The organism is Longimicrobium sp. (assembly GCF_036399255.1).
Lineage (GTDB): Bacteria > Gemmatimonadota > Gemmatimonadetes > Longimicrobiales > Longimicrobiaceae > Longimicrobium.
On record NZ_DASWNM010000140.1, the window covers coordinates 46600 to 71335 of the forward strand.

The following is a 24736-nucleotide window of genomic DNA, read 5'->3' on the forward strand; positions in this document are numbered from 1 at the left end:
ACCGATTCAGGTTGATCGAGAGGCCTTGTCGATCTTTACCGCCGCCAGGTATCGCTGCCGCACCAGCTCCAGCTCGTGCACCGGCGTGGAGATTCCGAACTTCGACTTCTTCTTGAAGGCGTGCAGCACGTACACGGCGCTCGGAAGCTTCACCGTGTAGACGACCCGGTACGTGTCGCGATCGAAATCGACCCTGATCTGGCGAATTCCCAGTCCCTTGAGAATCCCCTGCGTCAGCAGCTTCTCGCCCCGGGCATCCTTCCCCATCTGCACCAGGTAAAGCTGCCGGCCGAAGTCGTCGGCGGCATCGGGCGGAAATCGCGCGAACTCTTTCTGCGCGGCACCCACCCAGATCAGTCTACGCAACGGAGGAGAATCCATCCGGCCTCCTTGATTATATGCGTTTTGATATACCTCGTCAACACCTCCAATTTCGCGGGAATTCCAGGTGCCACGCCAGCCACTAATGCAAGCGCGCACCTTGCGTCAGCCGTGGCACCGCGCGTGGCGGAGTTGGCGAATTCCGTATGCCGCCACCCGTCGTCCGGACGCAGAAAGGCCCGCCCCCTCGCGTTGAGGGCGGGCCTGTTTACGTCGAGGCGAAGGTCTGGATCAGCGGCGGCGGATGCGGACGCCGCCGGAGCCCGTTTCGATCTCCACGCGCCCGTTGCCGTCGCCGATGCGGCCGCGGAAGCTGCCGCGGCTGGTCTGCCGGCGCGTGACCGGCACGTCCACGGTAATCCCGCCGCTCCCGGTCTGGACGGCCAGGTCCGCGCCGAACGCGGCGGGCACCCACATCTCCACCCCGCCGGACCCGGACTCCATGGTCACCGCCTGCGCGTCCGCCGCCAGCGCCAGCTTGATCCCCCCGCTTCCCGTCTCTACCTCCACCTCCCGCGCGGCCACGCCCTGCAGGTCTACCGCGCCGGAGCCCACGTCCACCAGCAGGCTCCCGGTGCGCACGTCGGCCCCGGTCACCGCGCCGCTCCCGGTCTCCACCTCCACCCGTGCCCCGCGCACGGCGGAGAACGCCACCGCCCCGGAACCCGTGGAGATCGCCAGGTCCCCCTGGGCGCCGCGCACCTCCACCGCCCCGGAGCCCACGCTCACGTCCAGAGACCCGCGCGTCCCCTGCGTGCGCACCGACGCGGCGTGGGTGTGCACCCGCAGGCTGCCGTTGACGTTGGCCACCTGCACGCGCCCCACCCCCTGGTGCAGCTCGACGGTGCGCCCCGCGGGCACCAGCACCCGCACGTCGGCGTGCGCCCGCGTCCCGTTCCCCGACCCGGCGACCGTCACCTGGCGCGCGCGCATCCCGCCGCCCAGGGTGCCGTCCGGCCGCACCGAGACCTGTGAGCGCGCGCGCGGCCCCATCCGCGCGTAGACCACGCGGTCGCCGGGAAACGCCACCCGCACCGCGTCGCCCTCGCGCGCCACCCGCAGCCGCGCCGCGTCGGGCCCGCCGCGCGTCACTTCCACGACGACGGCGGAGCCCGTGCCCGCGGCCACCGTCACCTCGCCCGCCAGGTTGTGGACCACGGCGCGGCTCCCCGGCAGCGTGAACCGCTGGCCCGCCGCCGGGGCCGCCATCATCGTCACCGCCAGCAGCGCGAGCGCGGGGCGGGCGATCCGCGGGGTGAAAGCCATCCTCATCCGTGCCTCATGGGCGAAGGGAAATCCTGCAGTGCCAGGAACGAGCGGTCTGGAGCATCAGCACGGCCGGGCACCGCCTCGCGGGGCGAGGGCGGTGCCCGGTCATGGTCTTCGTGGGATGCTGTCGCCGGCCGCCACGGGTGTGGCGCTCCGGAGAAGGATCTCGGTGAGCATCGGTCTGCGCAGGGGGCGGGTGATGCCGACGCTCCCGCTACGCGCCTACCTGCGGGAGAGTTTCACGTCCCCGCTGAAGGTGGTGATGCTGACCGCCGGCCCGCCGCGGCCGATGGAGACCCGGCGCTCGTGGCGCGACTCGCGCGACTCGCGTGCGCCGCTGAAGTCCGAGCGAAAGCCGCCGTTGAAGGTGGACACCTCCACCTCCGCCGCCGCGCCCGAGGGCAGCCGCAGCTCCACGTCGCCCCCGTGGCTCTCGATGGAAACCGGCCCCGCGAGCGACCCGGCCACGACGATGTCTCCCGCGACGGTGGTCACGTTGCCCCGCAGGCGGCTGCCGTTCACGCTCACGTTGCCGCTCACGGCCTCTATCTCCACGCGTCCGGTGGCGTTGGCCACGCGCACGCTGCCGCTCAGCGCGCTGATCTGCACCTCGCCCACCCGGCCCAGCAGCTCCACGGGGCCGCTCATGGCCTCCACCTCCACCCGCTGGCGCACCTCGCCGGTCACGCGCACCGGGCCGCTCATCGAGGTCAGCATGGCGCGGTCCGTCTGCCCCGCCAGCGTCACGGCCCCGCTGTGGGCCACGATCTCCACCGCGCGCGGGCTGCCCTGGACGGTGACGCTGCCGCTGCGGCTGGTGGCGTCTACCGCGCCCGTCACGCCGTTCACGGTGATGGGGGCCGCGCCCGCCACCACCTGAACGCTGCTGCCGGCGGGGACGCGCACCTCCAGCGTGGCGCTTCCGCGGCGCCCCGCCCGCACCTCCACCGTGCCGCCGCCGCCCTCCAGCTGCACGTCGTCGCGGCCCGATACGCTGCCGGTCACCTGCACCTCGCGGCGCGCCCAGCCCACCACGCGCAGCGAGCCGGCGTTCATCTGGATCTCTACCCGGCCGCTGGCCGAGGCGTCGTGCCGCGCGTTCACCTGCCGCTGCGCCTGCGCGGGGGCGGCCAGCATCACCGCCGCCGCGAGGGCCAGCCCAACGATCCTGTGTGTCATCTCTCCTTTATGTCCTCTCCCGGTGCGCGGCCTCAGAGCGAGACCGCGCGCCGCAGCACGTCGAGCTTTGCGTCGTAGGCGCCGGAGAGCATCCTGGTGAGCTCCGGGCTGTTGGGGTCCGCGGCCAGCGCCGCCCGCGACTCGCGGATGGCCTGGTCGATGATGCGCAGGTTGGTTTCCAGCGTGGCCACCGTCTGCGGGGCCATCTGGCCGCGCCGCGCCCGCAGCACCGCCTGCAGGTCGCCGATGGCCTTTTCGTACTCCTGCTCCGCCGGGCGAAAGGCCGCCAGCGCGGTGGGCGTGCCCCCCGAGCCCGCCGGCGCCTGCGCGGCCTGCGCCGGCAGCGTGGGCGCCGGCCCCGCGTCGTCCCCGGCGCCGGAGATGCGCAGGGTGGCGAAGGAGGTGGTGGCCACCAGCGCGATGGAGGCGGCCGCCAGCATCCACCAAGGGAGCGGGCGGGCGGGCCTGGGCCCGATCACCCGAACCTCCGGGATGCGCTCCACCGGTTCTTCGACGAAGGAGTCGCGGGCCTGCAGCCGCGGGACGATGCCGTCCCACAGATCGCGCTCGGGAAGCACCTCGTCGGCCAGCGCGGCGGCCTGGTCCAGCAGCGCCCGCAGCGCCTGCTCTTCGGCGCGGCATCCTTCGCACGCCATCAGGTGTCGCCGGACCTCCCGCTCTTCGCGGGGCGGCAGGTCGCCGCCCACGAAGTCGTCCAGCAGCTCCAGAATCTGTTCGTGTGTCATCGTCCCAGTGCCTCTCTCAGCAGCCGCCGGGCGCGGTGCAGCTGCGCCTTGCTCGTTCCTACCGCCGACCCGTGCATCTCGGCGATCTCCTCGTGCTTGTAGCCTTCCACGTCGTGCAGCACGAACACCGCGCGCGCCCCGGGGGGCAGGGTGGCGATGGCGCGCTCCAGGTCCATGGCCGTGCCGGGGTCCGAGGCGCGCGTGGAAGGCGTCTCGTACTTCTCGGGCTCGTCCGTGGCGAACACCCGGTGCACGCGCACCGACTCGGACCGGCGGTCGCCCAGCACCACGTTCACCGCCAGGCGGTGCAGCCAGGTGCTGAAGGCGCTGCGCCCCTGAAAGCCGCCCAGCTTTTCCCACGCACGGACGAACACGTCCTGCGTAAGCTCCTCGGCGCGGCCGCCGTCGCCGCACAGCCGCAGGCACAGCGCGTAGATGCGCCCCACGTTGTCGCGGTACAGCTGCTCGAACGCGGCCGTGTCACCCTGCTGGGCCCGCCGGACGGTGAGGTCCACGGCTCTCACCTCCGTCGCGGGAGGGTTGTCAGCCAGCATGGGTGCCGCCATGGAGCCATGTGCGTTCGGGGTGGTTCGCGTTTACGAGCCTATGACGCGCCCTGCGCCCCGATGGTTTGAATGCGCGTTTCGCCGGATGCGGACGGCGTGGGGAGAAAGGATGCATGGGAGGGTACGACAGGTGGAGGTTGCCGCGAATGGAAGGGATAACGGACCGGGCGGGCGGGAAGATTCGGATGATGGATTTCGGCGTGCTGCGGGGGTTTCTCGCGCGACGGCCTGCGCCCCCTCCGGGCTCGCATTACTCGCCCACCTCCCCCAGAACTGCTGGGGAGGTTGGAGTGGGGCAGGGGTGGAGGCTCGGCGAACGGGATCACGCTGGCGCCCGACAGGGCCCCTCTCCCACGGCCCCTCTCCCCCGCGGAGCGGGAGAAAGGGGAGAATTCGATCGCGCTCGGGTGGGGTCTGCGCGAGCGGCGGGCGCCCCCCTCTCCCGGCCTCTCCCCACAAACTGCGTGGGGGAGAGGAGAATTCGATCGCGCTCCGGCAGGTTTGTCTCATCAGCCGCGGAAACGCGCGACAGGGCTTTGCGACGTTCATACCCTCTCCCGCTTGCGGAGAGGGTACGAGCCTGGGCGAGCGGGTGAGGGCCCCCGCGGACGCAGCTCGATGTTCTTCGCCGATGGACGATCTCAGCCCCACACCCAACCTCCCCCAGCAGTTTTGGGGGAGGTGGGCGAGTAATGCGAGCCCGGAGGGGGCGCCCGCCCCTCGCGCCCAGCCCTGCCGAAGCGCCCCACCGCCAGCCCTACACCCAACCTCCCCCGGCAGTTTTGGGGGAGGTGGGCGAGTGGTGCGAGCCCGGAGGGGGCGCCGCGAACCGCGCCCTACGCCCGCGCCGGCAGCGGGCGATCCCACAGCACCAGGCGCGTGCGCCAGGCAAGGAGCAGCGCCACCACCATCAGCGACACCACGAGGCCGGCCCAGATCCCCGGCGCGCCCGCCCGGGTGTGAAAGCCAAGCAGGTACGCCACCGGCGCACCCACCACCCAGTAGCCCAGCACGGTAATCCACATGGGCACCCGCGTGTCGGCGGCGCCGCGCAGGGCGAACAGGCCGGCGACCTGCGCGCCGTCGAACACCTGGAACGCGGCGGCCATCACCATCAATCCCATTCCCACCTGGATGATGGCCGGGTCGTCGGTGTAGAGGCCCAGCAGCCAGCGCGGCACGGACAGAAACGCCAGCGCGCACAGCGCCATGAAGGTGATCACCAGCAGGTAGGTGGTAAGCACGGCCCGGTGCACGCCGCGGCGGCTGCCGGCGCCCACGTGCTGCCCCACCCGGATGGAGCCCGCCAGGCTGGTGCCCAGCGCCACCATGAACGTGGCGCTGGCGATGTTGATGGTGACCTGGTGCGCGGCCTGGGCCACCGGGTTCAGCCATCCCATCATCACCACGGCAAAGGCGAACACGCCCACCTCCGCCAGCAGCTGCACGCCGATCGGCGCCCCGATGACGGTCATCCGCCGCAGCCGCGCCGCGACCGGCGCCAGGCCCACCCCCACCGCCAGGTCCCGGCGGCGCAGGATGTAGATCACCATCGCCACCAGCATGCACCACCGGCACAGGGTGGTGGACCACCCCGCGCCCACCAGCCCGCCCGGCGCCACGTCCAGCGTGCCGAAAAACGGGACGCGGAGCCGGAAGCCGTAGATGAGCAGGAAGTTGCCGCCGATGTTGACGGCCAGGCCCAGAAAGGTCATCACCATGGCCGGCCGGGTGTAGCCCATGGCGTCCAGGTACTGGCGAAACGCCATGAACAGCAGCATGGGCAGCACGCCCCAGGCAATGGCCCACAGGTAGCCGCCCGCCAGCGCCGCCACCTGCTCGGGCTGCCCCAGCGCCCGCGCGATCGGCAGCCCGAACAGGGTCACCAGCGTCATGGGAACGGAGACGATGGCGGCCAGCCACAGCCCCTGCACCATCACCCGCCGGCACTCGCGGCGGTCGCCCGCCCCGAACGCCTGGCTCACCAGCGGCGACATGCCCATCAGCATGCCGGTGCACACCATCAGCAGCGACATGAAGATGGCGTTGCCCAGCCCGGCGGCGGCCAGCGACTCCGCGCCCAGCGGCCCCACCATGATGGTGTCGGTGGTGTTCATGGCGATGCCGCCCAGCTGGCCCACCACGATGGGGCCGGCCAGGCGCAGCAGCGCGCGCATCTCGTGCAGAAACAGCAGCGACCGCCGCCTGCGTCCGGGACGCGCGGCGGTGCTCCGTGTGTGCCCCCGCGCAGGGGGCCGGGCCAGGGTACGCATGCAGTCCGTCAAAAGGAGCAAGGCCATCAAGATAATGCGCGGCACGGGCTTGCGGCACCCGCCGCGCCGGGGCTTGCGATCAACAAAAAGAAACGGGGCCTCGCCGTTCGCGAGGCCCCGTCCGCCGTCCACAGGGACGGTGCGCGGTCAGTTTCGCTCGGGCGCCCGCACGGGAGCGGGAATGCTCAGCAGCTTGGGATCGGACGCGGAGATGAGGGCCTCGGCGAAGTCCTGTCGCTCCTCGATCTGGTTCAGCCGGCCGTCGATGCTGGAAAGCACGTCGTGAATGCGCGCCATGTCCGCCTCGGGGGTGGCCTTGAGCCGGGCCTGCGTGGCCGCGTCGAGGTACGAGCCCAGCCGCTTGGAGATCGGACGCAGGATGAGCACACCCCCCGTGGTAAGGATCAGGGTGCAGAAAACGATCACCGGCGCAAGTGCGTCCATGGCTCTACTCGACTCGTTCGGATGGGCTCGTCGCCAGGCGTGGTGCCTGACCCGGGCCTACGCTGAAACAGCGCCGCGGGTTTCGCCGGCCGCTGCTTCCTGTGATTCCGCTTCGCCGCGGCGCGTTGCCGCGGGACGCTTTTTCTTTCCCCGTCCCGCCAGCACCGGAAGGCGCAGCGCCATCAGCACGGCGAACACGGCGGCGAAGATGAGCGGGTCGCGCAGGTCGCTCTTCACCAGCCAGATGAAGTGCAGCACGCCCAGCCCTGTCGCAAGATAAACTACCCGGTGGAGTTTCTGCCACCTTTTTCCCAGCCGGCGGATGGACCCCTTCGTCGAAGTGAGCGCCAGCGGGAGCAGGAGAAGGAAGGCGGTGAAGCCGGCGGTCACGTACGGCCGCTCGGCCACGTCCTCCACGATGTACGTCCACGCGAACCCCTGGTCCACCAGGTAGGTGGCCAGGTGCAGGCAGACGTACAGAAAGGCGCACAGCCCCAGCGTCCGCCGCGCGGGGGCCAGCCAGTTCCACCCCGTCCACCGGCGCACGGGGGTGATGGCCAGCGTGCACATCAGCATCAGCAGGGTGGCAAAGCCGGTGCGCAGGGTAACGTACTCGATGGGGTCCGCGCCCAGCCCGCCGGTAAAGACGCCCGCGACCAGCAGAAACAGCGGGATCAATCCCCCGATCCACGCGGCGGGACGGATCCACCGCGCGGCCGCGAGCTGCCAGCCGGCCGCGGCCATCAATAGTTGCGGCGCAGGTCCATCCCGCTGTACAGGCTGGCGACCTGGTCGTAGCCGTTGAACATCAGCGTGGGGCGGCGCCGGAACTCGCCGATGCGGCGCTCGCGGGCCTGGCTCCAGCGCGGGTGGTCCACCTGCGGGTTCACGTTGGCGTAGAACCCGTATTCCTGCGGTGCCGACACGTTCCACGCGGTGCGGGGCTGCGTGTCGGTAAAGCGGATGCGGACGATGGACTTGATGGACTTGAAGCCGTACTTCCACGGCACCACCAGCCGCAGGGGCGCGCCGTTCTGCGCCGGCAGCGCGCGGCCGTACAGGCCGGTGGCCAGGAGGGCGAGCGGATGCATGGCCTCGTCCATCCGCAGCCCCTCGACGTACGGCCAGTTGAGCACCGCGCGCCGCTGCCCCGGCATCTGCACGGGATCGTTGAGCGTGGTGAACTCCACGAAGCGGGCGCCGGCGCGGGGCCGGGCGCGGTTCACGACGTCGCGCAGGGGAATGCCGCGCCACGGGATCACCATCGACCACGCCTCGACGCAGCGCAGGCGGTAGGTGCGGTCCACCTGCTGCGTGCCGCGGACGAAGTCGTCGAAGGCGTAGCGCCCCGGCCGGTCGCACAGGCCGTCGACGACCACGGTCCACGGGCGCACGCGCAGGGTGCGCGGCGCGTTGCGGGCCGGGTCTTCCTTGTCGGTGCCGAACTCGTAGAAGTTGTTGTAGCGCGTCACGTCCTCCAGCGGCGTGAGCTCGTCGCGCTGCGGCGCCCGGGCCACGGCGGCTCCACCCTCCGCGGCGCCGTCGGCGGTGTCGCAGGCGGCCACGGCGGGGATGGTGCCGGCGGCCAGCGCCACGGCGGATGCGCCGATGAACTCGCGGCGGCTCAGGTACAGCCGCTCGGGGGTGATCTCGGACGAGGGGATCTCGGGCTTGCGGATCAACATCGCACACCTCTACTGCGGGGCGGCCGGGTACGCCGGCTGGCTTGGACAAACCTTTCAAACGCCGCAAGGCGCGATAAGGTTCCCGGCAATAATCATACGGGACGGGAGCGGCGGGCGGATTTCCCAACGGGGGTCCCGCCCCCGGCCCCCTCTCCTCGGGCTGACCACCGCGAGGAGAGGGAGGTGGAGCGGATGGATGGGGGGGCTTCGAAGGGCAACGAGCTGCGCCCGAAGCCGCCCCCTCTCCCCCGCTGTCGCGGGAGAAAGGGGAGAATCCGATCGCGCTCCGGCGGGGGTTCGGTGCGTCCCGACGGTGCCCCCTTCTCCCGGACTCTCCCCCACAAACCGCGTGGGGGAGAGGAGAATTCGGTCGCGCTTCGGCCGGACCCGGCGCGTCAGGCGGACGGCGTCTGCGCCTCGGCGGTGCGCGGGGGGCGCAGAAGGGAGAGGGCGATGGAACCGCCGATCACGGTGGCGATCACGGCCAGCGAGACGGCGGTGGGCACCTTGAAGACGTCGATCAGCATCATCTTGGCGCCCACGAACACCAGCACCAGCGACAGGCCGAACTTGAGGTACACAAACTTGTGCACCACACCCGCCAGCAGAAAGTACATGGACCGCAGCCCCAGGATGGCCATCACGTTGCTGGTGTAGACCAGGAACGGGTCGCTGGTGATGGCGAAGATGGCGGGAATGCTGTCGATGGCGAACACCAGGTCCGTGAACTCCACCAGCAGCAGCACCAGGAACAGCGGCGTGGCCACGCGCTTGCCGTTCTCCACGGTCCAGAACTTCTGCCCGTCGTAGCGCGAGGTGAGCGGCAGCCAGCGCCGCGCCAGGCGCACCACGGGGTTGTGCTCGGGGTCGATCGCCTCGTCCTTGCGCAGGGCCATCTTGACGCCCGTGACCAGCAGAATGCCGCCGAACACGTAGATCACCCAGTGCCACTGGTGCAGCACGTAGGCGCCCGCGGCAATGAAGGCGCCGCGCATGACCAGCGCGCCCAGGATGCCCCAGAACAGAATGCGGTGCTGGTACACCGCCGGCACGGCGAAGTACGAGAAGATCAGGGCGATGACGAAGATGTTGTCGACCGCCAGCGACTTTTCGACCAGGTAGCCGGTCAGGAACTCCAGCGCGGGCTGCGGCCCCGCGAAGTACCAGATGCCCGCGTTGAAGCACAGGGCCAGCGTGACCCACACCGCGCTCCACGCGGCCGCCTCGCGCAGGCTTACCGCGTGCGCCTTGCGGTGAAACACCCCCAGGTCCAGCGCCAGCATGGCGAGAACCGCGGCGTTGAACGCCACCCACAGCCAGATCGAATCACCCATCGGGACCACCTCCTCCTGGGCCGCGGGCACGCAAAAAGAGCGAGACCCTACGGCACGTCCAGTGTCGTAGTGGTCTCGCCCCAGAGATTCGGTTTCTCGTGCCCGCGGCCGAAGGCGCAAGGGGCGCCCCGTATTGACGACCGCGCGTCCGCTGCTGTCCCGGTCAGCGGCAGGCTACTCCCCACGCCGGCAAGTGTAATGGGTGATGGTGGGGTGATCAAGGGTTTGTCGCAGGTTGCCGGCGCCCGTTGCGGGATCGTTACAGGGGATAGGGGACAGGTTACAGGGGACAGGGGACAGCCTGCACGGGTGGATGAAGGTTTGCTGCGGGCAGTGGCGGCACCGGGGCTGCACGGGCGAATGAATTCGCTGCAACAAGCACACGAAGTCCGCCTTCGCGGGCTGGACGATTCGGCGCGTCAGCGGGGTGCGGTGCGCGCCCAGACAGATGGAGGCGGTTCGATGAAGGACAATCCTGATTCACCCAAGCGGCTGTTCGTGGGGGTGCCGCTGGCGGAGGGGGCGCGGTGGACGATCGACGAGCACCTGCGGCGGACGATGCCGGAGGGGATTCCGGGGCGGCCGGTGCCCACGGCCAACTGGCACCTGACGCTGCGCTTTCTGGGCACGACGCGGGCGGATCAGCTCGCGGCCATCGTCCAGCACCTCCGCGCGGCGGACTTGGGGGCGGCGTTCGACGTGGGGTTCGGGGGGCTGGGGGCGTTCTCGCGGCCGCGGAGCGCGCGGGTGCTGTGGATGGGGCTCACGGAAGGCGTGGACCGGCTGCAGGCGCTGGCGCGGATCGCGGAGGATGCGGCGCGCGCGGCGGGGTTCGCGCCGGAGGAAAAGGCGTTCAAGCCGCACCTGACCATCAGCCGCATCCAGCCGCCGCGCAACGTGACCGCCGAGATCGAACGCGTGCCGCCGCTGGAGCTGCGGATGCGGGTGGAGGAAGTCGTCATCTTCCGCAGCCACCTGGGCGGCGGCCCGGCGCGGTACGAGGTGATCGAGCGGTTCGGACTGTCGTAGCGAATCGGTGGCCGGCGGTCGGCACGGAAATCTCGGACGGAGCCCGCCCCGCGGCGAGCCGATTACGAGAAAGCGGAGAGCGGTTCTTCGGTCGGCGCCGCGGGATTCGAGCGAGGACGGCGCACGGGCTGCGCCCTCCTTCGGAACGACGATCGTGGGGCGGGCGTCTTTGCAGGCTGTCCCCTGTAACCTGTCCCCTGTACCCTGGAGTAACGCATGCAGCTGGCAGACAAGGTCGCCCTCGTCACGGGCGGGGGCGAGGGGATCGGCAGGGCGACGGCGCTGCTGTTCGCGCGCGAGGGGGCAAAGGTCGCCGTCCTGGGGCGGCACCGCGAGAACCTGGACCCGGTGGTGGACCAGATCGCGGCGGAGCACGGCCAGGCCATGGCGGTGTGCGCCGACGTCTCGGACCCCGACCAGATGCAGGCGGCGATCAAGGAGATCGCCGACAAGTGGGGGCGGCTGGACATCGTGTTCGCCAACGCGGGCGTCAACGGCGTCTGGGCCCCGCTGGAGGAGCTGGAGCCCGACGAGTGGGACCGCACGCTCTCCATCAACCTCAAGGGCACCTTCCTGAGCGTGAAGTACGCGCTGCCGCTCCTGAAGAAGCGCGGCGGATCGGTGATCGTGAACTCGTCCATCAACGGAACGCGCGTCTTCAGCAACACCGGCGCGACGGCGTACTCGTGCAGCAAGGCGGCGCAGGTGGCGTTCACCAAGATGACGGCGCTGGAGCTGGCGCCCTCGAAGGTGCGGGTGAACGTGATCTGCCCGGGCGCCATCGAAACCAGCATCGACGACAACACGGAGCACCGGAACCTGGAGAAAGTGCAGACGCCGGTTGAGTTTCCGGATACCGACAAGCCGCTGGAGCGCGCGCCCGGCAGCGCCGAGCAGGTGGCACGGCTGGTGCTGTTTCTTGCGTCGGACGCATCGGACCACGTGACCGGCACCGAAGTGTGGGTAGACGGCGCCGAGTCCCTTATCCGGGGCTGACCACCCCACCCTCGCGGAAGAACCCATGAGCCAGCAGGACGACGAAGCTTCGCGCCGCGCCCCGGACGACGAGGTGGACGAGGCCTCGGACGAGTCGTTCCCGGCCAGCGACCCGCCTGCGTACACGCCCTCGCACGCGGGCTCGCCCGACCACCGCGGCGATGCGCCGACGGAGGAATGAGGTGAAGATCACGTTGCTGTCGGAGGACCGGATCAGGCTGGACGGGGGGGCGGGGCCGCTGTCGGTGGAGGCCGACTCGGCCGAGATGCAGTACTCGCCGTTCCACATGATGGCCAGCGGCCTCGCGACGTGCACCTACTCGGTGCTGGCGTCGTGGGGAACGCACGCCAAGCTGCCGGTGGAGGACCTGGCCATCGAGGTGGGATGGACCTTCGCCGAGGAGCCGCACCGGGTGGGGTCGATGGACGTGGACGTGGTGTGGCCCTCGCTGCCGCCCGAGCGGCGCAACGCGGCCGTCCGCGCGGCGGGGCTGTGCACGGTAAAGAAGACGCTGGAGATGCCGCCCACGGTGGGCGTGGAGGTGAAGGGGTGACGATCCCGGTGGTGCACTTTCGCTTTGGCGACGCGGCGACGGCGGCCGCGGGGATGGGGCGGCCGTACACGGTGGTCTACGACGGCCAGTGCAAGGTGTGCGGCCGGCTGGTGAAGCTGCTGACCGCCTGGGACCAGCGAAAGGAGCTGGAGATCATCCCCTTCCAGAACACCTCGGTGCTCGACCGCTTTCCCTGGATCCCCGCGGCGGCGTACGCGGAAGCCATGCAGCTGGTTGGCCCCGGCGGGCGTACGTGGCAGGGGGGCGACGCGATCGAGAAGCTGCTGGACATCCTGCCCTACGGCGGCGTGTTCGGCTGGGCGTTCAGCGTTCCGGGCTTTGGCAACCTGTTCGGGCGGTTCTACCGCTGGTTCGCGCGCAACCGCTACAAGTTCGGCTGCGGCGAGCACTGCGCCTCGCGCCCGCTCAAGGTGGATTTCGGCGAAGAAACCTGATCCCGAATCCTGGAAAACACCACCTTGATGGATACAGAGGAACAGAGTCAGACAGAGGAACCGCGATGATATCTCAGCTCGCTTTCTCTGTCTGACTCTGTTCCTCTGTACGATTATTCTTTTGCAGGATCTGGGGATCTGGTATGATCGGGGATTGGCTCGCGCGGGGTCTTGGAGGAAGGAAAAAGAGGACGCGGATGAGACTTTCATCCGCGTCCTCTCTCCGTTCCTCCGCGTGAGGCCGTCTCCGGCAGCTACACCGCGGCGGGTTCGGCCGACTCGTTGGATTCGGCCGCGGCGGACGCGGCGGCCTCTTCGTGGTACGCGGCGGCGGCTTCGTCGTGAATGCAGCGCATCATGTGCGCGGCCATCACGTCCAGCTGGCTGCGCGACGGGACGGCGGCGTTGGGGTCGGGAAGCTGCAGCGGGAACGGCGCCTCGGCGGGCACGGGGATCAGGTGCACGTGAAAGTGGAACACGTCCTGTCCGCCGTCCGCGCCGTTGGGCGAAAAGATGTTGATGGCGCGGCAGCCGGTGGCCTTGCGCAGCCCCGGAAGGATCTGCTTGGCGACGGCGAAGGTGCGCGTGGCAAGCGCTTCGGGGACGTAGAACAGGTTCTTGAAGTGCTCCTTGGGCATCACCAGCACGTGGCCCGGATGCAGCGGCTGCACGTCGAGAAACGCGATGGTCTCGTCGTCCTCATGGATCACGCTCACCATCTCGTCCCCGCCGATGATGCGGCAGAAGACGCAGGTGGGGTTCTGGTTGGGATCGACCACTCCGGCCTCCAGCAGTTTCGGTCCGATTGACGCGCCCCGGCGGCGCATTCCGAGGCCCGGGGTGCAAGAGGCAGGCCGATGGAGGGGACGGCAGGGATAGGGAATAGGGAATAGCGGGATGAACAATGCGGAGGCGCGGAGAGAGAGCCTATCTCCTTTGTCTCTCCGCGCCTCTGCGGGAGTTCTCCACCTGCTGCGCAGAGCCTTGCTCACGGAACTTGGGCCAGCAGTTGCGGCATCCAGCCCCCCCCCGTTGCCGGCTATTCCCTATTCCCTATTCCCTATTCCCTATTCCCTATTCCCTATTCCCTATTCCCTGTGACACCCATCTGTCTTACTCGTCGGCCAGGAACTCGACGACGACGGCGGTGATGTTGTCGCGGCCGCCGCGCTGGTTGGCCATGGCGATCATCTCCTGCACACGCGCCTCGAGGGTGGCGCCTTCGCGCAGGATGCGCGCGAGCTGGCGGTCGGGGACCATGCCGGTAAGGCCGTCGCTGCACAGCAGCAGCAGGTCGCCGGCCTCAAGCTGCCCGCCCGTGAGCTCGGGGGCGTCGGACGGGTCGGCGCCGAGCGCGCGGGTAAGGATGTGCGAGTAGCGGTGCTTGCGCGCGGCGCTGGGGGTAAGGCGCCCCTCCTCGACCTCGCGCTGCACCCAGGTGTGGTCGCGGCTCAGCTGGGCCAGCTGGCCATCGCGCATGAGGTACGCACGGCTGTCCCCGATGTGGCCCAGCCGGTAGGTGCCGTCGGTGCACACCACCATCGCCGTGACGGTGGTGCCCATCCCCGCCGTCTGGGGGTGCGTGGCTACGTGCTCGGCGATGGCGCGGTCGGCGGCGAGGAACGAATCGACCATGGAGTGCGCCAGGGCGTCGGCTTGCAGCCCGGCGTCCACCCCCTTCTGCAGGGTGACGCCCACCGACTGCGCGGCGATGCCGCTGGCGATCTCGCCCGCGACGTGGCCGCCCATGCCGTCCGCCACCAGGAAGATGCCGCGCGCCTCGTCCACCAGGAAGGCATCCTCGTTGCCTTCGCGCACGCGCCCCACGTCCGAGGCGCCCGCGGCCCGCCAGCGCAGCTTCACAGCGACGCGGCGGCGGGCGAGAGCACCACCATCACCAGCCGCTCCAGTGGCCCGCCCGGCGCCGCGCCCACCGCCGCGGGCGGGGCGATGACGTTCATGTACACGATGATGCCGATGGCCACGGCCAGAATGATGATCATCAGCACCAGCCAGACGGGGAAGCGCGCGCCGGAGCGCTCTTCGCGCAGCGTCTTCGGCGCCTCGGGGGCGGTGTACTGCGCGCGGGCCGTTTCGACGTCGGCCTGCTCCACCTCGCGAAACTGCAGCTGCACGCCGCCCAGCCGCACCTTTACGCCGTAGGGAAGCGGGGTGGGAACGCCGGGAGCGAGCCGTACGCCCTCTACCGCGGTGCCGTTGATGGACTCGAGGTCGGTGATGCGCCAGCTGCCCATCTCGTACTCCAGGCGGGCGTGCTGCGCGCTGACGGAATCGTCGTCGACCACCACGTCGCACCCGGCGGCCCGCCCCAGCGTGACCACGGGGGAGGGGACGGGAAGCTCCTCGCCGTAGCGCGGGCCCGCCATGAGCGCCAGGCTGGCGAGCGGACCGGGGCGCCCGGACGGTGCGAGGCTGGACATGGGCGCGATGCTCCTTGCGGTCTGGTTGAACGGGTTGCGGCCAAACGGGTTGCGCGGCGGCGGAACGTATCGCGCCGGGGCGCCCTCCTGCAAGACGCGCACGAAGCGAACCGCTTGACCCGCGGGTGTTTTGAACGTAAGATTTGGCCGCCCTTCCGGGACCCGCACCCCCTGTTCTGTGACCACCCGCTTTCTTTTCGCTCTTTTCCTGCTGCTGGCCGCGCCCGCCGCCGCCCAGACGGCGCCGGACTCGCTGGCGCTGGACGGCCCCTGGCGCTTTCGCCAGGGCGACGACGCGGCGTGGGCCAGCCCGGCGCTGGACGACCGCGCCTGGGGCACCGTTCCCGTGCCCGGCGAGTGGGAAGCGGCCCTCGGCGACTACGACGGCTTTGGCTGGTACCGCCGCCAGGTGGTGCTGCCGGCCGGGCTGCACGGCGCTCCCGTGGGCATTCGCTTCGGCACGGTGGGCGACGCGTTCGAGCTGTACTGGAACGGGGTAAAGGTGGCGGGCGCCGGGCGCATGCCGCCGGAGTTCGTGGAGGGGGTGACGCCGGTCCTGTTCCTGGTCCCCGACTCGGTGCTGGCCCGGGCGGCGGACGGGCGGCACGTGGTGGCCGTGCGCGTCTACAACGACTACGCGTACGGGGGGCTGATGATGCCCGTGCGCGTGGGCCGCTACGACGAGCTGGCGGTGCGCGGCTCGCCGCGGGCCGTGGTCATCGGCGGGCTGGTCTCGTTCTTCCTGGCCATCGGCGTCTACCACCTGGCCTTCTGGTTCCGCCGCCGCGCCGCGCGCGAGAACCTGCTGTTCGCGGCGGTGTGCCTGTGCATCTCCATCTACGGCGCCACCTACGCCGACGCGGTGCAGCGGGCGCTGATCCCGGTGATGAACCCGTACCGGGTGGGGCTGCTGGCGCTGCTGGCGGGGGGGCCGGCGTACGTGGCGCTGGTGAACCGGCTGTTCGGCCTGCGGGGCGGGCGGCGGACGCGCCTGGTGAACCTGGCCTTCGCGGCGGCGTTCGCCGCCGGGCTGGTGCTGCCCCTGCGGCTGCTGGCCGAGTTCAACCAGTGGATCGACGCGCTGCTGATCGTGGGGCTGCTGCTGGTGATCGCCCGCGCGTGGAAGGCGGCGGCGCCGGGAGACGGGCCCGCGACGCCGCACGCGCGCACATTGCTGGTGGGGACGGCGGCGTTCTCGGCGGCGCTCTCGTACGACCTGCTGAGCGAGTACGTCTCGTTCATCCCCGTCGCCCGCATCCTTCCCGGGGTTTCGGGGGTGTTCTGGATCGGGTTCATGGTCTTTCTGATCGCGGTGGGGACGGCGACCGCGGGGCAGTGGGCGCTCACCGAGGTGGCGGCGCTGGTGGACCCGCTGACGGAGCTTTCGCGGCGCCACGTGCTGGAGGACGCGCTGCGGCGCGAGGCGGGACGGCTCAAGCGCACCGGCGGGTCGCTGGCGCTGGTGATGGTGGACCTGGACCACTTCAAGCGCATCAACGACACGCACGGCCACCGCGTGGGCGACCAGGTGCTGGCACGGGTGGGGCGGCTGCTGCGCTCCAGCGCGCGCAACCTGGACCTGCCGGCGCGGTTTGGCGGCGAGGAGTTCGCCGTGCTGCTGTACGACACGGGAATGGAGGGCGCGCTGGCGTTCGCCGAGCGCTTTCGCGTGAACCTGAACGAGATGCGGGTTCCGGTGGAGGGGCGCCCGGCGGTGGAGGTGACGGCCAGCATGGGCGTGGCCGTGGGATCGGACCTGGTGGACCCGGACGCGCTGGTGGAGGCGGCCGACCGCGCCCTGTACCGCGCCAAGAGCGACGGCCGCGACCGGCTGGTGTCGGTGCGGGTGGAGGGATCCGACCGCGTGACGGCGTTCGTGGAGCGGTAAGGGACGGGCGGGCTTCGGAGAGGCCGCTGCCGGCGGATCGGGCGGATGCGCGGAACGCCGGGCGGGGGCCGAGCGGAGCGGGGGCTTGACAGAAGGGAACGAAGTGTGCATCGTACATGGACGAAGGAAACGTCCGGGAAAGGCGATCTGCACGATGAGCATCTTCTCTGTGGCAAGCAGCGGGCGCAACGGGGTTCGGAGCCTTCTCTGGGGCGCCGCGCACGCGCTCGACCTGGGCGGCGTGCTGCTCGCCGAAAAGGACTGGGGCGGCCTCGAGGCCGACGCCAAGGCGCTCCGGGGCGACTGGCTGGTCGCCCTCAACCATGCTGAAGAGAGCCTCCATGCCTCCGAAGCCGGCGAAGAGGAATAGGCACGAGTTCGCCACCACCGCCACGAGCGAAGAAATGGCCGGGTCACTGAGTGACCCGGCCATTTTGCGTCAACGACGGGCTTTTCCTGCCGCCATCGAGGTGACCACCTCCACGGCGTTCGCGGGCCCCATCCCGCCGCCGCAGCTGCTGGCCAGGTACGAGCGCACGCTCCCCGGGCTGGCCGACCGCCTGGTGACCGTCGCCGAGCGGGAGAGCGAGCACCGCCGTGCGCTGCAGCGGCGCGCCATCCGGCTGTCGGAGCTGGGGCTGGCGGCGGCGTTCGTCATCACCATGACGGCGCTGGCGGGCGGCATCTACCTGGTGCACGAGGGAAGCTCGCGCGAAGGGATGGGCTCCATCATCCTGGCGATCTCCTCCCTTGTGCTGGTGTTCCTGACCCGCGGAAAGCGGCACGCGGGGGATGCCGCACGGACCGCGGAACCGTGATCCCGCGGGGCCCGGACGAAGAAGGGGCCGGCCCCTGGTCGGGAGCCGGCCCGTTGCGCGATCGTCATCCACCGATGCACGGTCTTCTCATCCTCCCGCGCCTACCGGGCCGCGTCGAGGATGGCGTTCATCTGGTCGGGGGAGAAGTGGTATGCCTGGTTGCAGAAGTGGCAGACCACTTCGGTGAACGGCTGCTCCTCTTCCTCGATGATCCGGCGCACCTCGTCCGGGCCCAGGCTGACGATGGCCGACTCGAACCGCTCGCGCGAGCAGGGGCAGTGGAACGAGACCGGCTGGCTGTCGCCAAAGGTGAAGCCCTCGGGAAAGATGCGCTCCAGGATCTGCTCGGGCGTGGCCCCCTCGCGCAGCAGCGCGGTGGGGTGTGGCAGGGCGGCGATGCGCTGCTCGATGGCGCCGATCTCGTCGTCGCTCAGGCCGGGAAGCAGCTGCACCAGGTAGCCGCCGGCCGCTTCGACGCTCAGGTCCGGCAGCACGAACACGCCGATGCCCACGGCCGAGGGCGTCTGCTCGCTCTTGGCCATGTAGTACGCCAGGTCTTCGCCGATCTCGCCCGAGACCAGCTCCACCATGCCGCGGTAGGTCTCGCGCATCCCCAGGTCGCGGGTGACGGCCAAGTACCCCTCGGTGCCCACCACGCCGCCCACGTTCAGCTTGCCGTTGCGGCTTTCGGCGTGCGCGTGCGGGTTGCCCACCAGGCCGCGCCCGTTGGCGGTGGCAAGGATGCGGCGCACGGGCCCGTCGCCGCGCACGTCGATGGTGAGCACCTGCTCCTCTTCCTTGAGCGTGGCGGCGGAAAGGAGCAGCGCGCCCATGGCGGTGCGGCCCAGCGCGGCGGTGACCGCGGGGTGGGTGTCGTGCCGGCGCTGCAGCTCGCGCACGACGCCGGTGGCGTTGATGGCAAAGGCGCGCACGCGCTCGTCCAGCGCGGTGGCGCGCACGAGGTAGTCGCGCGGAGTGGTCGTCATGGTCATGGAGCCTTTGCGCCCTAAACGGAAGCCGCGGCCCGGGCAGGTGCCGGCCGCGGCGCAACGCTGTTCGGTACAACGGTTTGGCCACGGAGTTCCCCAACGCGGCGCTCCGGCCGCGCCAGCGCCGGCACCCGCGTTTCACTCCGTTTACTTGACGCTTGACGGTCCACGTCCGCCGCTCTTATGATCCGCCGTACTCCCACACGATCGTGCACCCGGTCCAGGTGACGCCATGAACCCGACGTTCACGCGCAATCCCGCCGACATCCCCCTCGAGGTCCTGCGCGGCTTCGTGCGCGAGCAGGCGCTGCAGCACACGTATCGCGGCCTGGCGGAGCGGTGGGGGATCGGGCACGAGACGCTGCGCAAGTTCATCAACGGCGGCACGGTGCAGCCCCATCCCCGCCATCGGGAGCGGTACGGCGCGCTGTTCCTGCACCTGCACCCCGCCGGGTACGTGGAAGAGAAAGCGGTGGATGAAGATTGCCCCAAGCCGCTGCCGCTGCCGCAGCTGAAGCGCCTGCTGCCGCCGGATCGCGCGGAGGCGGCGGCGGTGCTGGAGCGCATCTTCGCGCTCGCCGCGCGGCACCCGGACGAGCTTCCGGAGCAGGCGGATGCGGTGCGCGGGTGGATGCAGACGCTGCTCGCCGCGGAGTTCGAGGCCGAAGCGCAGTACGCGCGCGGCCGCCGCCCGCCGCCGGAGGGCGCGGAGAGCTGATCCGCGTCGGGCGGCGCCTCAGAGGGTGTCCAAACCTCCCAGCGTGATTGACTTCCTGAGGGAGGCGCCGCCCGTAACTCGCTTGTACGCTGCACGATGGCGCCGACCGAAGGACCTCGCCAGCAGAACGGCGGGGCTGGTTCCGTGCCCTGATCTGGCCCCTGCGCCACCGAGACCAGGTCCTTCGGTCGCGCGCAGGCGGTTGTGTGGAATCAAATTACACGTGGTGCGCTCCCTCAGGAAGTCATCGCTTTTTGTGAGTTCGGGGGTTTGGCAACACCCTCTCAGGCTCAGGCGAACCCTCCGGATGCGCGGGTAGCGGGGGACGATGGAGGCGGGATGGGCGGCGTTGGACCATGTATCCGAGACCGTCCCGCAATCGCGTGAGTGACGATCCGGCGCGCCGGGAAAGCGGATGGTGCGCTCCTTGCCCCGGCGGGCGGGAGAAAACCACGTCCCTTCCCCGGATCGGAGCCGGATGGACAAGCATCCTTCGGACGAGCAGGCCGCGCCGCGCGTGGGCGCCGACGCCGTCGCCGCGCCGCACCACACCGGGCTGGCGGAGCGGCTGCGGCCGGAGCACCTGTACCGCGCGGTGGGGCTGGCCTTTCTGCTGGCGCTGGTCTTTCACTACTGGGAGCAGCTGACGCACGTCTTTCTGCTGGGCTACGCGGCGGCCATCCTGGCGGTGATCCTGAACGCGCTGCAGCGCCGGCTGCCCATCAAGCGCAAGTGGGTGGCGGCGCTGGTAGGGCTGCTGGTGGTGGGCGCGGTGGTGGGCGCGCTGGCGATCGGGATGCCGCTGCTGCTGCAGCAGGCCCGGGGCATCATGGGCACGGGGCCGCAGCTGGAGGAGCAGATCGCCCAGTGGGAGCAGCAGATCACGAAGGCGACGGGGATGAAGATCGACATCCCGCATCCCTCCAAGCTGTTCCAGAGCGCCGGCGGCGGGGGCGGATCGGCGATGATGGGAAAGGCCGCCAGCTTCCTGGAGATCCTGTTCATCCCCCTGATCCTGTTCTTTGGCGGGCTGTTCGCGCTGGCCAGCCCCAACGACCGCCTGCTGACGCCCATGATGCGGGTGCTGCCGCACAGCCTGCGGCTGGCGTGGTACCGCATCTTTCAGCTGCTGGGCGACCGGCTGATCGGGTGGGCCAAGGGCACGGGGACGGCCATGCTCGCGGTGGCGGTGCTGAGCACCGCGGCGTTCCTGGCCATCGGGGTGCCCAACGCGGTGGCGCTGGGGGTGCTGAACGGGCTGGTGGAGTTCATCCCCCTGTTCGGACCCTGGCTGGGCGGGCTGACGGCCACGATGGTCGCATTCCTGGACGACCCGCAGAAGGGGATGTTCGTGGCCATCGCGGCGCTGGCCATCCAGCAGATCGAGGCCAATCTGATCACGCCGTGGGCCATGGCCCACAACGCCGAGGTGCACCCGTTCGTCACGCTGTTCGCGCTGGTGCTGTTCGGCAGCCTGTTCGGGTTCCTGGGCGTGCTGCTGGCGCTGCCGCTTACGATGCTGGTGTGGACGGTGGTGCAGGTGCTGTGGGTGGAGCGCGCCATCGACACCGACAAGGAGCGCATTGCGCCGGTGGTGAACGAATAGGACCCCCATCTCTCGGGCCCCCTCCCCTTGCAAAGCGCGGGAGAGAGGGAGAATTCGAACACGCTTCGACTGAGTCTGTCGTGTGCCGCAGGGCGCCCCCTCCGCTCGCTCAGGCTCGCACCTCCCCCAAAACTGCTGGGGGAGGTTGGCGGTGCCGATGGATCGGGACGGGGCGATTTGCATCCTGCCGAGCCCGAAGCGGCCCCCCTCTCCCGGCCTCTCCCCCATAAACTGCATGGGGGAGAGGTGACGCGCGGCGACGGTCCTGTGTGGGTCAGAAGGTGTCTCCAACCCGGGAGAGGGTGTTGCTAAGCCCTCAAGCTCACAGTGAAGCGTGACTTCCTGAGGGAGCGCACCACGTGCAACCAGAAGCCACACAACGGATTGCGCGCGACCGAAGGATCTACTCTCGGCCTGCAAGGGGCTGGCTTCACGACGCAGGGGCCGGCCCCTCGGTTGTGCCGGCGAGATCCTTCGGTCGGCGCCAGGCTATTTCGTAGCAGCAGGTTCCGCGCGGCGCCTCCCTCAGGAAGTCAGTCGCGGTGGGGAGTGGGCGCCGTGCAGGTGCTCTCTTTCCGCCGGAAGCCTGGTGCAGACCGAACGATCAGTGTCTGGTCGGCAGGATGGTGTCGACACGCGGGGTTCCCGGGCTATGCCCGGGAAGAGACTCCGCGCGAGGGGCGGGAGATTCTTCGGTCGCGCCCAAGGGCTCCACGGTCTTTCCGAGAGCGCGGGGGTGGGCGCTCTCTCAGAATGACAGGTGTTTCCCCTGGCTGGTTCAAGGAGCGATCCGGCTGGCCTCGCGCGCGGTTCAAAGCGTGGCTACGTTAGGCGCAGGGCGGCACCGGACAAGTCGTGCGGCGACATCCACGTCGGCGGACGCTGACGCAGCCCGGCCGCGGACCAACGGCGTCCGCGGCCGATTTCCACCCCCCATCCACATCCCCCAACCCCTCCCATGCCCGACAACGGACCGCGGCGCCCCGGCGCAGGCCCTACCCAGCTGCGGGTGATCCGCATGGCGCTGCTGGGGCCGGTGATCCTGTTTGGCGCGTACGTGGCGGTGACGGTGAGCCGCAACCCGCCGCAGGCGCCGGAGCTGGCGCGTCCGCTGCTGTACGTGAACCTCGCCTACCTGGTGGGCGCAGCGCTGGGTCTGCTGTACTTTCAGCGCCGGCACGCGGCGGAGCGCGACCCGGCGCGGCGCACCACGTTCAACATCGTGGCGTGGGCCATCGGCGAGTCGACGGCGCTGTTCGGGGCCGTGCACTACCTGCTGGTGGGCAGCCCCATCCCGTACCTGGTGGGGCTGGGGATGATGCTGGCGTCGTTCGTCCTGGTGCCCATCCGCGACTGACGACGGGGCTGTCACGAACGGCCGATCCGCGTCGTTCTAAGGCGCCACGGCCCACGGTCCCAGCCACAGGATGAAAGCTCCCATGCGCGCCCTTGCCCTTTTCCCCGTCGTCCTTGCCGCGCTCGCTTCGGCGTGCTCGACGCTGCTTCCCGAGCACCACGACGAGCAGCAGCCGGCCGTGCTGGAGCACTACGGCGACCCGCCGCGCGTGACGGCGCCGGCATCCGTCCTGGTGGGCGACCCGGTCACCGTGAGCGTGACCAGCTACGGCGGCGGGTGCGTCCGCAAGGGCTACACGGACGTGGTGCAGGGCGAGAGGATGACGGTGTCCGTGCGCCCCTACGACCTTTACGTGGGCGATGGAAAGGTGGTCTGCACGGACGAACTGGCGCTGTACCGGCACGACGTCACCCTGCGCTTCGATCAGCCGGGCACCGCCACCATCCGCATCCACGGCACGCGGATGCCGGGCGGCGAGCCCATCACCCTCACGCGCACCGTCGTGGTGGCGGCGGAGAGGTGAAGGCGATGACGAGGGCTACGATGCGCGACCTGGCCCTGCGCGGTGCCGTCGCGGCGCTGCTGGCGTCGGCCGGGTGCTCGGTGACGGGCGCGGACGGCGGCGAGCAGCCGGGCCTCATCCAGATCCTGCCGTCCGCGCCCGCGCAGGTGTCCGTGCCGCAAACCGCGCCGCGGGGCGAGCCGTTTACCGTGGAGGTGGTGACGCACGGCGGCGGATGCCTGACGAAGGGCCCCACGCGCGTACGCACCGGCGGGATGAGCGCCGACGTGCGCCCGTACGACCGCGACTCGGGCGGCGACGTGTGCCCCGCCAACGTTGAGCTCTACCGGCACACGGCCACGCTGCGCTTCGATCAGCCGGGCACGGCCACGGTGCGCATCCACGGCCGCGGCGAGCCGGGCCGGGAGGCGGTCACCGTCACGCGCACCGTCACCATCCAGTAGACCGGCCATGTCCAGCGCCACCACCCGTTTTTCGGACCGCGTGGAGAACTACGTGCGCTACCGCCCCGGGTATCCCGCGGCGGTGCTGGAGGTGCTGCGCGCGGAGACGGGGCTGGCGCCGGGGCAGGTGGTGGCGGACGTGGGATCGGGGACGGGGATCTCGGCGAAGCTGTTTCTGGACGCCGGGCATCCGGTGCACGCGGTGGAGCCCAACGCCGGGATGCGCGCCGCCGCCGAGGCCATGCTGGGCGGCGATCCGCGCTTTCGCAGCGTGGCGGGGAGCGCCGAGGCCACCACGCTGCCGAACGGCAGCGTGGACTACGTGGTGGCGGCGCAGGCGTTCCACTGGTTCGATCCCGCGGCCGTGGCGCCGGAGTGGCGGCGCATTCTGCGGCCGGGCGGCTGGATCGTGCTGCTGTGGAACACGAGGCAGACGGACAGCACGCCCTTCCTGCGCGCGTACGAGGCGCTGCTGCGCGAGCACGGCACCGACTACACCACGGTGAACCACGAGAACGTGACGGACGAAGCTCTTCGCATCGCCTTGGGCGAGGGGTACGTGCGGCGCGTGGTGCCCAGCGAGCAGGTGTTCGATTTCGACGGATTGAAGGGCCGGCTGCTGTCGTCATCGTACGCGCCCAACGTGGACCATCCCGGCCATGTGCCCATGCTGGATGCCCTGCGGCGCATCTTCGACGAGCACCAGCAGGACGGCCGCGTGCGCTTTGCGTACGACACCGAGATCTACTTCGGCCGCGTGGACTGATCGCCGGACTTCCGCGAGGGATCACCCCATCCAGGCGGATTTGTCATCCCGAGGCCGGCCACACGGAACCGTCCGCTCGCGCCGCCGGCCGCAGGACCGAGGGATCTACTTTCGGACGGCTGGAAGGCTGCCGCGCCCGGGTTCGAGCAGCCGGACAGTAGATCCTTCGGCCCTGCGACCACTTGCGCGAAGAGTGGGTCCGGCGTGGCCGGGCCTCAGGATGACACGCTCTGGTGCGTTGGGCGGATGAAAGGAAGTGGCGGCGGGGTGTCGATG

The 24736-nt window shown here is 70.3% G+C and carries 28 protein-coding genes; 14 read left to right on the plus strand and 14 right to left on the minus strand.

Annotated elements, in window-relative coordinates:
- Positions 1–6 precede the first annotated feature (6 nt).
- From VGC13_RS26255 to VGC13_RS26300, 10 genes are all read right to left on the minus strand, one after another.
- Positions 7–381, minus strand: a complete 375-nt coding sequence (locus VGC13_RS26255; protein ID WP_331128286.1) for a type II toxin-antitoxin system RelE/ParE family toxin — start codon at positions 379–381, stop codon at positions 7–9.
- A 231-nt stretch (positions 382–612) separates the two neighbouring features.
- Positions 613–1653 carry a DUF4097 family beta strand repeat-containing protein gene (locus tag VGC13_RS26260; RefSeq protein WP_331128287.1) on the minus strand — a complete coding sequence of 347 codons (1041 nt, stop codon included), beginning with the start codon at positions 1651–1653 and terminating at the stop codon, positions 613–615.
- A 219-nt stretch (positions 1654–1872) separates the two neighbouring features.
- Positions 1873–2829 carry a DUF4097 family beta strand repeat-containing protein gene (locus VGC13_RS26265; protein WP_331128288.1) on the minus strand — a complete coding sequence of 319 codons (957 nt, stop codon included), beginning with the start codon at positions 2827–2829 and terminating at the stop codon, positions 1873–1875.
- Between the two features lie 32 nt (positions 2830–2861).
- Positions 2862–3575: a zf-HC2 domain-containing protein gene (locus VGC13_RS26270; protein ID WP_331128289.1), complete on the minus strand. Its 714-nt coding sequence runs from the start codon at positions 3573–3575 to the stop codon at positions 2862–2864.
- Positions 3572–4090 carry an RNA polymerase sigma factor gene (locus VGC13_RS26275; protein ID WP_331128290.1) on the minus strand — a complete coding sequence of 173 codons (519 nt, stop codon included), beginning with the start codon at positions 4088–4090 and terminating at the stop codon, positions 3572–3574. The genes VGC13_RS26270 and VGC13_RS26275 overlap by 4 nt, the downstream gene beginning before the upstream one ends.
- 887 nt (positions 4091–4977) lie before the next feature.
- A complete protein-coding gene (locus VGC13_RS26280; RefSeq protein WP_331128291.1) occupies positions 4978–6414 on the minus strand; it encodes an MATE family efflux transporter in 1437 nt (478 codons plus the stop codon).
- Between the two features lie 147 nt (positions 6415–6561).
- Entirely contained in the window at positions 6562–6858 is a 297-nt protein-coding gene (locus VGC13_RS26285) for a hypothetical protein (protein WP_331128292.1), read from the minus strand.
- A gap of 57 nt (positions 6859–6915) precedes the next feature.
- Positions 6916–7602: a protein-methionine-sulfoxide reductase heme-binding subunit MsrQ gene (locus VGC13_RS26290; protein WP_331128293.1), complete on the minus strand. Its 687-nt coding sequence runs from the start codon at positions 7600–7602 to the stop codon at positions 6916–6918.
- On the minus strand, positions 7602–8543 hold the full coding sequence (gene msrP / locus VGC13_RS26295) for a protein-methionine-sulfoxide reductase catalytic subunit MsrP (protein WP_331128294.1): 942 nt from the start codon (positions 8541–8543) through the stop codon (positions 7602–7604). Before msrP ends, VGC13_RS26290 begins: the two co-directional genes overlap by 1 nt.
- A gap of 395 nt (positions 8544–8938) precedes the next feature.
- A complete protein-coding gene (locus tag VGC13_RS26300) occupies positions 8939–9877 on the minus strand; it encodes a TerC family protein (RefSeq protein WP_331128295.1) in 939 nt (312 codons plus the stop codon).
- Between the two features lie 462 nt (positions 9878–10339).
- Here VGC13_RS26300 and thpR point away from each other — a divergent pair, with 462 nt between their 5' ends.
- From thpR to VGC13_RS26325, 5 genes are all read left to right on the plus strand, one after another.
- A complete protein-coding gene (gene thpR, locus VGC13_RS26305; protein ID WP_331128296.1) occupies positions 10340–10906 on the plus strand; it encodes an RNA 2',3'-cyclic phosphodiesterase in 567 nt (188 codons plus the stop codon).
- Positions 10907–11122: 216 nt separating this feature from the next.
- Entirely contained in the window at positions 11123–11902 is a 780-nt protein-coding gene (locus VGC13_RS26310) for an SDR family NAD(P)-dependent oxidoreductase (protein WP_331128297.1), read from the plus strand.
- Between the two features lie 25 nt (positions 11903–11927).
- Positions 11928–12083, plus strand: a complete 156-nt coding sequence (locus VGC13_RS26315) for a hypothetical protein (RefSeq protein WP_331128298.1) — start codon at positions 11928–11930, stop codon at positions 12081–12083.
- Between the two features lies 1 nt (position 12084).
- A complete protein-coding gene (locus tag VGC13_RS26320; RefSeq protein ID WP_331128299.1) occupies positions 12085–12456 on the plus strand; it encodes an OsmC family protein in 372 nt (123 codons plus the stop codon).
- Positions 12453–12911, plus strand: a complete 459-nt coding sequence (locus VGC13_RS26325; RefSeq protein WP_331128300.1) for a DUF393 domain-containing protein — start codon at positions 12453–12455, stop codon at positions 12909–12911. The genes VGC13_RS26320 and VGC13_RS26325 overlap by 4 nt, the downstream gene beginning before the upstream one ends.
- Positions 12912–13165: 254 nt before the next feature.
- Here VGC13_RS26325 and VGC13_RS26330 read toward each other — a convergent pair whose 3' ends face one another.
- The 3 genes from VGC13_RS26330 to VGC13_RS26340 form a co-directional block, all read right to left on the minus strand.
- Entirely contained in the window at positions 13166–13690 is a 525-nt protein-coding gene (locus VGC13_RS26330; RefSeq protein ID WP_331128301.1) for an HIT family protein, read from the minus strand.
- A gap of 334 nt (positions 13691–14024) precedes the next feature.
- A complete protein-coding gene (locus VGC13_RS26335; protein ID WP_331128302.1) occupies positions 14025–14774 on the minus strand; it encodes a PP2C family serine/threonine-protein phosphatase in 750 nt (249 codons plus the stop codon).
- Positions 14771–15352: an FHA domain-containing protein gene (locus VGC13_RS26340; protein WP_331128303.1), complete on the minus strand. Its 582-nt coding sequence runs from the start codon at positions 15350–15352 to the stop codon at positions 14771–14773. The genes VGC13_RS26335 and VGC13_RS26340 overlap by 4 nt, the downstream gene beginning before the upstream one ends.
- A 178-nt stretch (positions 15353–15530) precedes the next feature.
- On the opposite strand from VGC13_RS26340, the gene VGC13_RS26345 reads away from it, so the two are divergent.
- The 3 genes from VGC13_RS26345 (at position 15531) to VGC13_RS26355 (ending at position 18058) form a co-directional block, all read left to right on the plus strand.
- Positions 15531–17240 (plus strand): diguanylate cyclase, encoded by a 1710-nt coding sequence (locus VGC13_RS26345; protein ID WP_331128304.1) that lies wholly within the window; start codon positions 15531–15533, stop codon positions 17238–17240.
- 154 nt (positions 17241–17394) lie between these two features.
- Positions 17395–17610, plus strand: a complete 216-nt coding sequence (locus VGC13_RS26350) for a hypothetical protein (protein ID WP_331128305.1) — start codon at positions 17395–17397, stop codon at positions 17608–17610.
- Between the two features lie 100 nt (positions 17611–17710).
- Complete coding sequence (locus VGC13_RS26355; RefSeq protein ID WP_331128306.1) at positions 17711–18058, plus strand: DUF2335 domain-containing protein; 348 nt, start codon at positions 17711–17713, stop codon at positions 18056–18058.
- 101 nt (positions 18059–18159) lie between these two features.
- On the opposite strand, the gene hslO is transcribed toward VGC13_RS26355, so the two are convergent.
- On the minus strand, positions 18160–19044 hold the full coding sequence (hslO, locus tag VGC13_RS26360; protein ID WP_331128307.1) for an Hsp33 family molecular chaperone HslO: 885 nt from the start codon (positions 19042–19044) through the stop codon (positions 18160–18162).
- A gap of 235 nt (positions 19045–19279) precedes the next feature.
- Between hslO and VGC13_RS26365 the strand changes: the two genes are divergently transcribed.
- From VGC13_RS26365 to VGC13_RS26390, 6 genes are all read left to right on the plus strand, one after another.
- Entirely contained in the window at positions 19280–19765 is a 486-nt protein-coding gene (locus VGC13_RS26365; RefSeq protein ID WP_331128308.1) for a hypothetical protein, read from the plus strand.
- A 478-nt stretch (positions 19766–20243) separates the two neighbouring features.
- Positions 20244–21371: an AI-2E family transporter gene (locus tag VGC13_RS26370; RefSeq protein WP_331128309.1), complete on the plus strand. Its 1128-nt coding sequence runs from the start codon at positions 20244–20246 to the stop codon at positions 21369–21371.
- A gap of 958 nt (positions 21372–22329) precedes the next feature.
- Entirely contained in the window at positions 22330–22728 is a 399-nt protein-coding gene (locus VGC13_RS26375) for a hypothetical protein (protein ID WP_331128310.1), read from the plus strand.
- 70 nt (positions 22729–22798) lie between these two features.
- Positions 22799–23251, plus strand: a complete 453-nt coding sequence (locus VGC13_RS26380) for a hypothetical protein (RefSeq protein WP_331128311.1) — start codon at positions 22799–22801, stop codon at positions 23249–23251.
- Between the two features lie 5 nt (positions 23252–23256).
- Complete coding sequence (locus VGC13_RS26385) at positions 23257–23694, plus strand: hypothetical protein (RefSeq protein WP_331128312.1); 438 nt, start codon at positions 23257–23259, stop codon at positions 23692–23694.
- 7 nt (positions 23695–23701) lie between these two features.
- Positions 23702–24460, plus strand: coding sequence for a class I SAM-dependent methyltransferase (locus VGC13_RS26390; RefSeq protein WP_331128313.1), 759 nt, complete (start codon positions 23702–23704; stop codon positions 24458–24460).
- Positions 24461–24736: the final 276 nt, after the last annotated feature.

What these genes read in the sequence shown, in the direction of transcription:
- VGC13_RS26265 (WP_331128288.1), bottom strand. Translation starts at nt 2,829, where the DNA reads ATGACACACAGGATCGTTGGGCTGGCCCTCGCGGCGGCGGTGATGCTG.
- VGC13_RS26310 (WP_331128297.1), top strand. Translation starts at nt 11,123, where the DNA reads ATGCAGCTGGCAGACAAGGTCGCCCTCGTCACGGGCGGGGGCGAGGGG.
- VGC13_RS26260 (WP_331128287.1), bottom strand. Translation starts at nt 1,653, where the DNA reads ATGAGGATGGCTTTCACCCCGCGGATCGCCCGCCCCGCGCTCGCGCTG.
- VGC13_RS26385 (WP_331128312.1), top strand. Translation starts at nt 23,257, where the DNA reads ATGACGAGGGCTACGATGCGCGACCTGGCCCTGCGCGGTGCCGTCGCG.
- hslO (WP_331128307.1), bottom strand. Translation starts at nt 19,044, where the DNA reads ATGACGACCACTCCGCGCGACTACCTCGTGCGCGCCACCGCGCTGGAC.
- VGC13_RS26390 (WP_331128313.1), top strand. Translation starts at nt 23,702, where the DNA reads ATGTCCAGCGCCACCACCCGTTTTTCGGACCGCGTGGAGAACTACGTG.
- VGC13_RS26370 (WP_331128309.1), top strand. Translation starts at nt 20,244, where the DNA reads ATGGACAAGCATCCTTCGGACGAGCAGGCCGCGCCGCGCGTGGGCGCC.
- VGC13_RS26380 (WP_331128311.1), top strand. Translation starts at nt 22,799, where the DNA reads ATGAAAGCTCCCATGCGCGCCCTTGCCCTTTTCCCCGTCGTCCTTGCC.
- VGC13_RS26300 (WP_331128295.1), bottom strand. Translation starts at nt 9,877, where the DNA reads ATGGGTGATTCGATCTGGCTGTGGGTGGCGTTCAACGCCGCGGTTCTC.
- VGC13_RS26365 (WP_331128308.1), top strand. Translation starts at nt 19,280, where the DNA reads ATGAACCCGACGTTCACGCGCAATCCCGCCGACATCCCCCTCGAGGTC.
- VGC13_RS26315 (WP_331128298.1), top strand. Translation starts at nt 11,928, where the DNA reads ATGAGCCAGCAGGACGACGAAGCTTCGCGCCGCGCCCCGGACGACGAG.
- VGC13_RS26255 (WP_331128286.1), bottom strand. Translation starts at nt 381, where the DNA reads ATGGATTCTCCTCCGTTGCGTAGACTGATCTGGGTGGGTGCCGCGCAG.
- VGC13_RS26270 (WP_331128289.1), bottom strand. Translation starts at nt 3,575, where the DNA reads ATGACACACGAACAGATTCTGGAGCTGCTGGACGACTTCGTGGGCGGC.
- VGC13_RS26290 (WP_331128293.1), bottom strand. Translation starts at nt 7,602, where the DNA reads ATGGCCGCGGCCGGCTGGCAGCTCGCGGCCGCGCGGTGGATCCGTCCC.
- VGC13_RS26285 (WP_331128292.1), bottom strand. Translation starts at nt 6,858, where the DNA reads ATGGACGCACTTGCGCCGGTGATCGTTTTCTGCACCCTGATCCTTACC.
- VGC13_RS26280 (WP_331128291.1), bottom strand. Translation starts at nt 6,414, where the DNA reads ATGCGTACCCTGGCCCGGCCCCCTGCGCGGGGGCACACACGGAGCACC.
- thpR (WP_331128296.1), top strand. Translation starts at nt 10,340, where the DNA reads ATGAAGGACAATCCTGATTCACCCAAGCGGCTGTTCGTGGGGGTGCCG.
- VGC13_RS26375 (WP_331128310.1), top strand. Translation starts at nt 22,330, where the DNA reads ATGCCCGACAACGGACCGCGGCGCCCCGGCGCAGGCCCTACCCAGCTG.
- VGC13_RS26340 (WP_331128303.1), bottom strand. Translation starts at nt 15,352, where the DNA reads ATGTCCAGCCTCGCACCGTCCGGGCGCCCCGGTCCGCTCGCCAGCCTG.
- VGC13_RS26350 (WP_331128305.1), top strand. Translation starts at nt 17,395, where the DNA reads ATGAGCATCTTCTCTGTGGCAAGCAGCGGGCGCAACGGGGTTCGGAGC.
- msrP (WP_331128294.1), bottom strand. Translation starts at nt 8,543, where the DNA reads ATGTTGATCCGCAAGCCCGAGATCCCCTCGTCCGAGATCACCCCCGAG.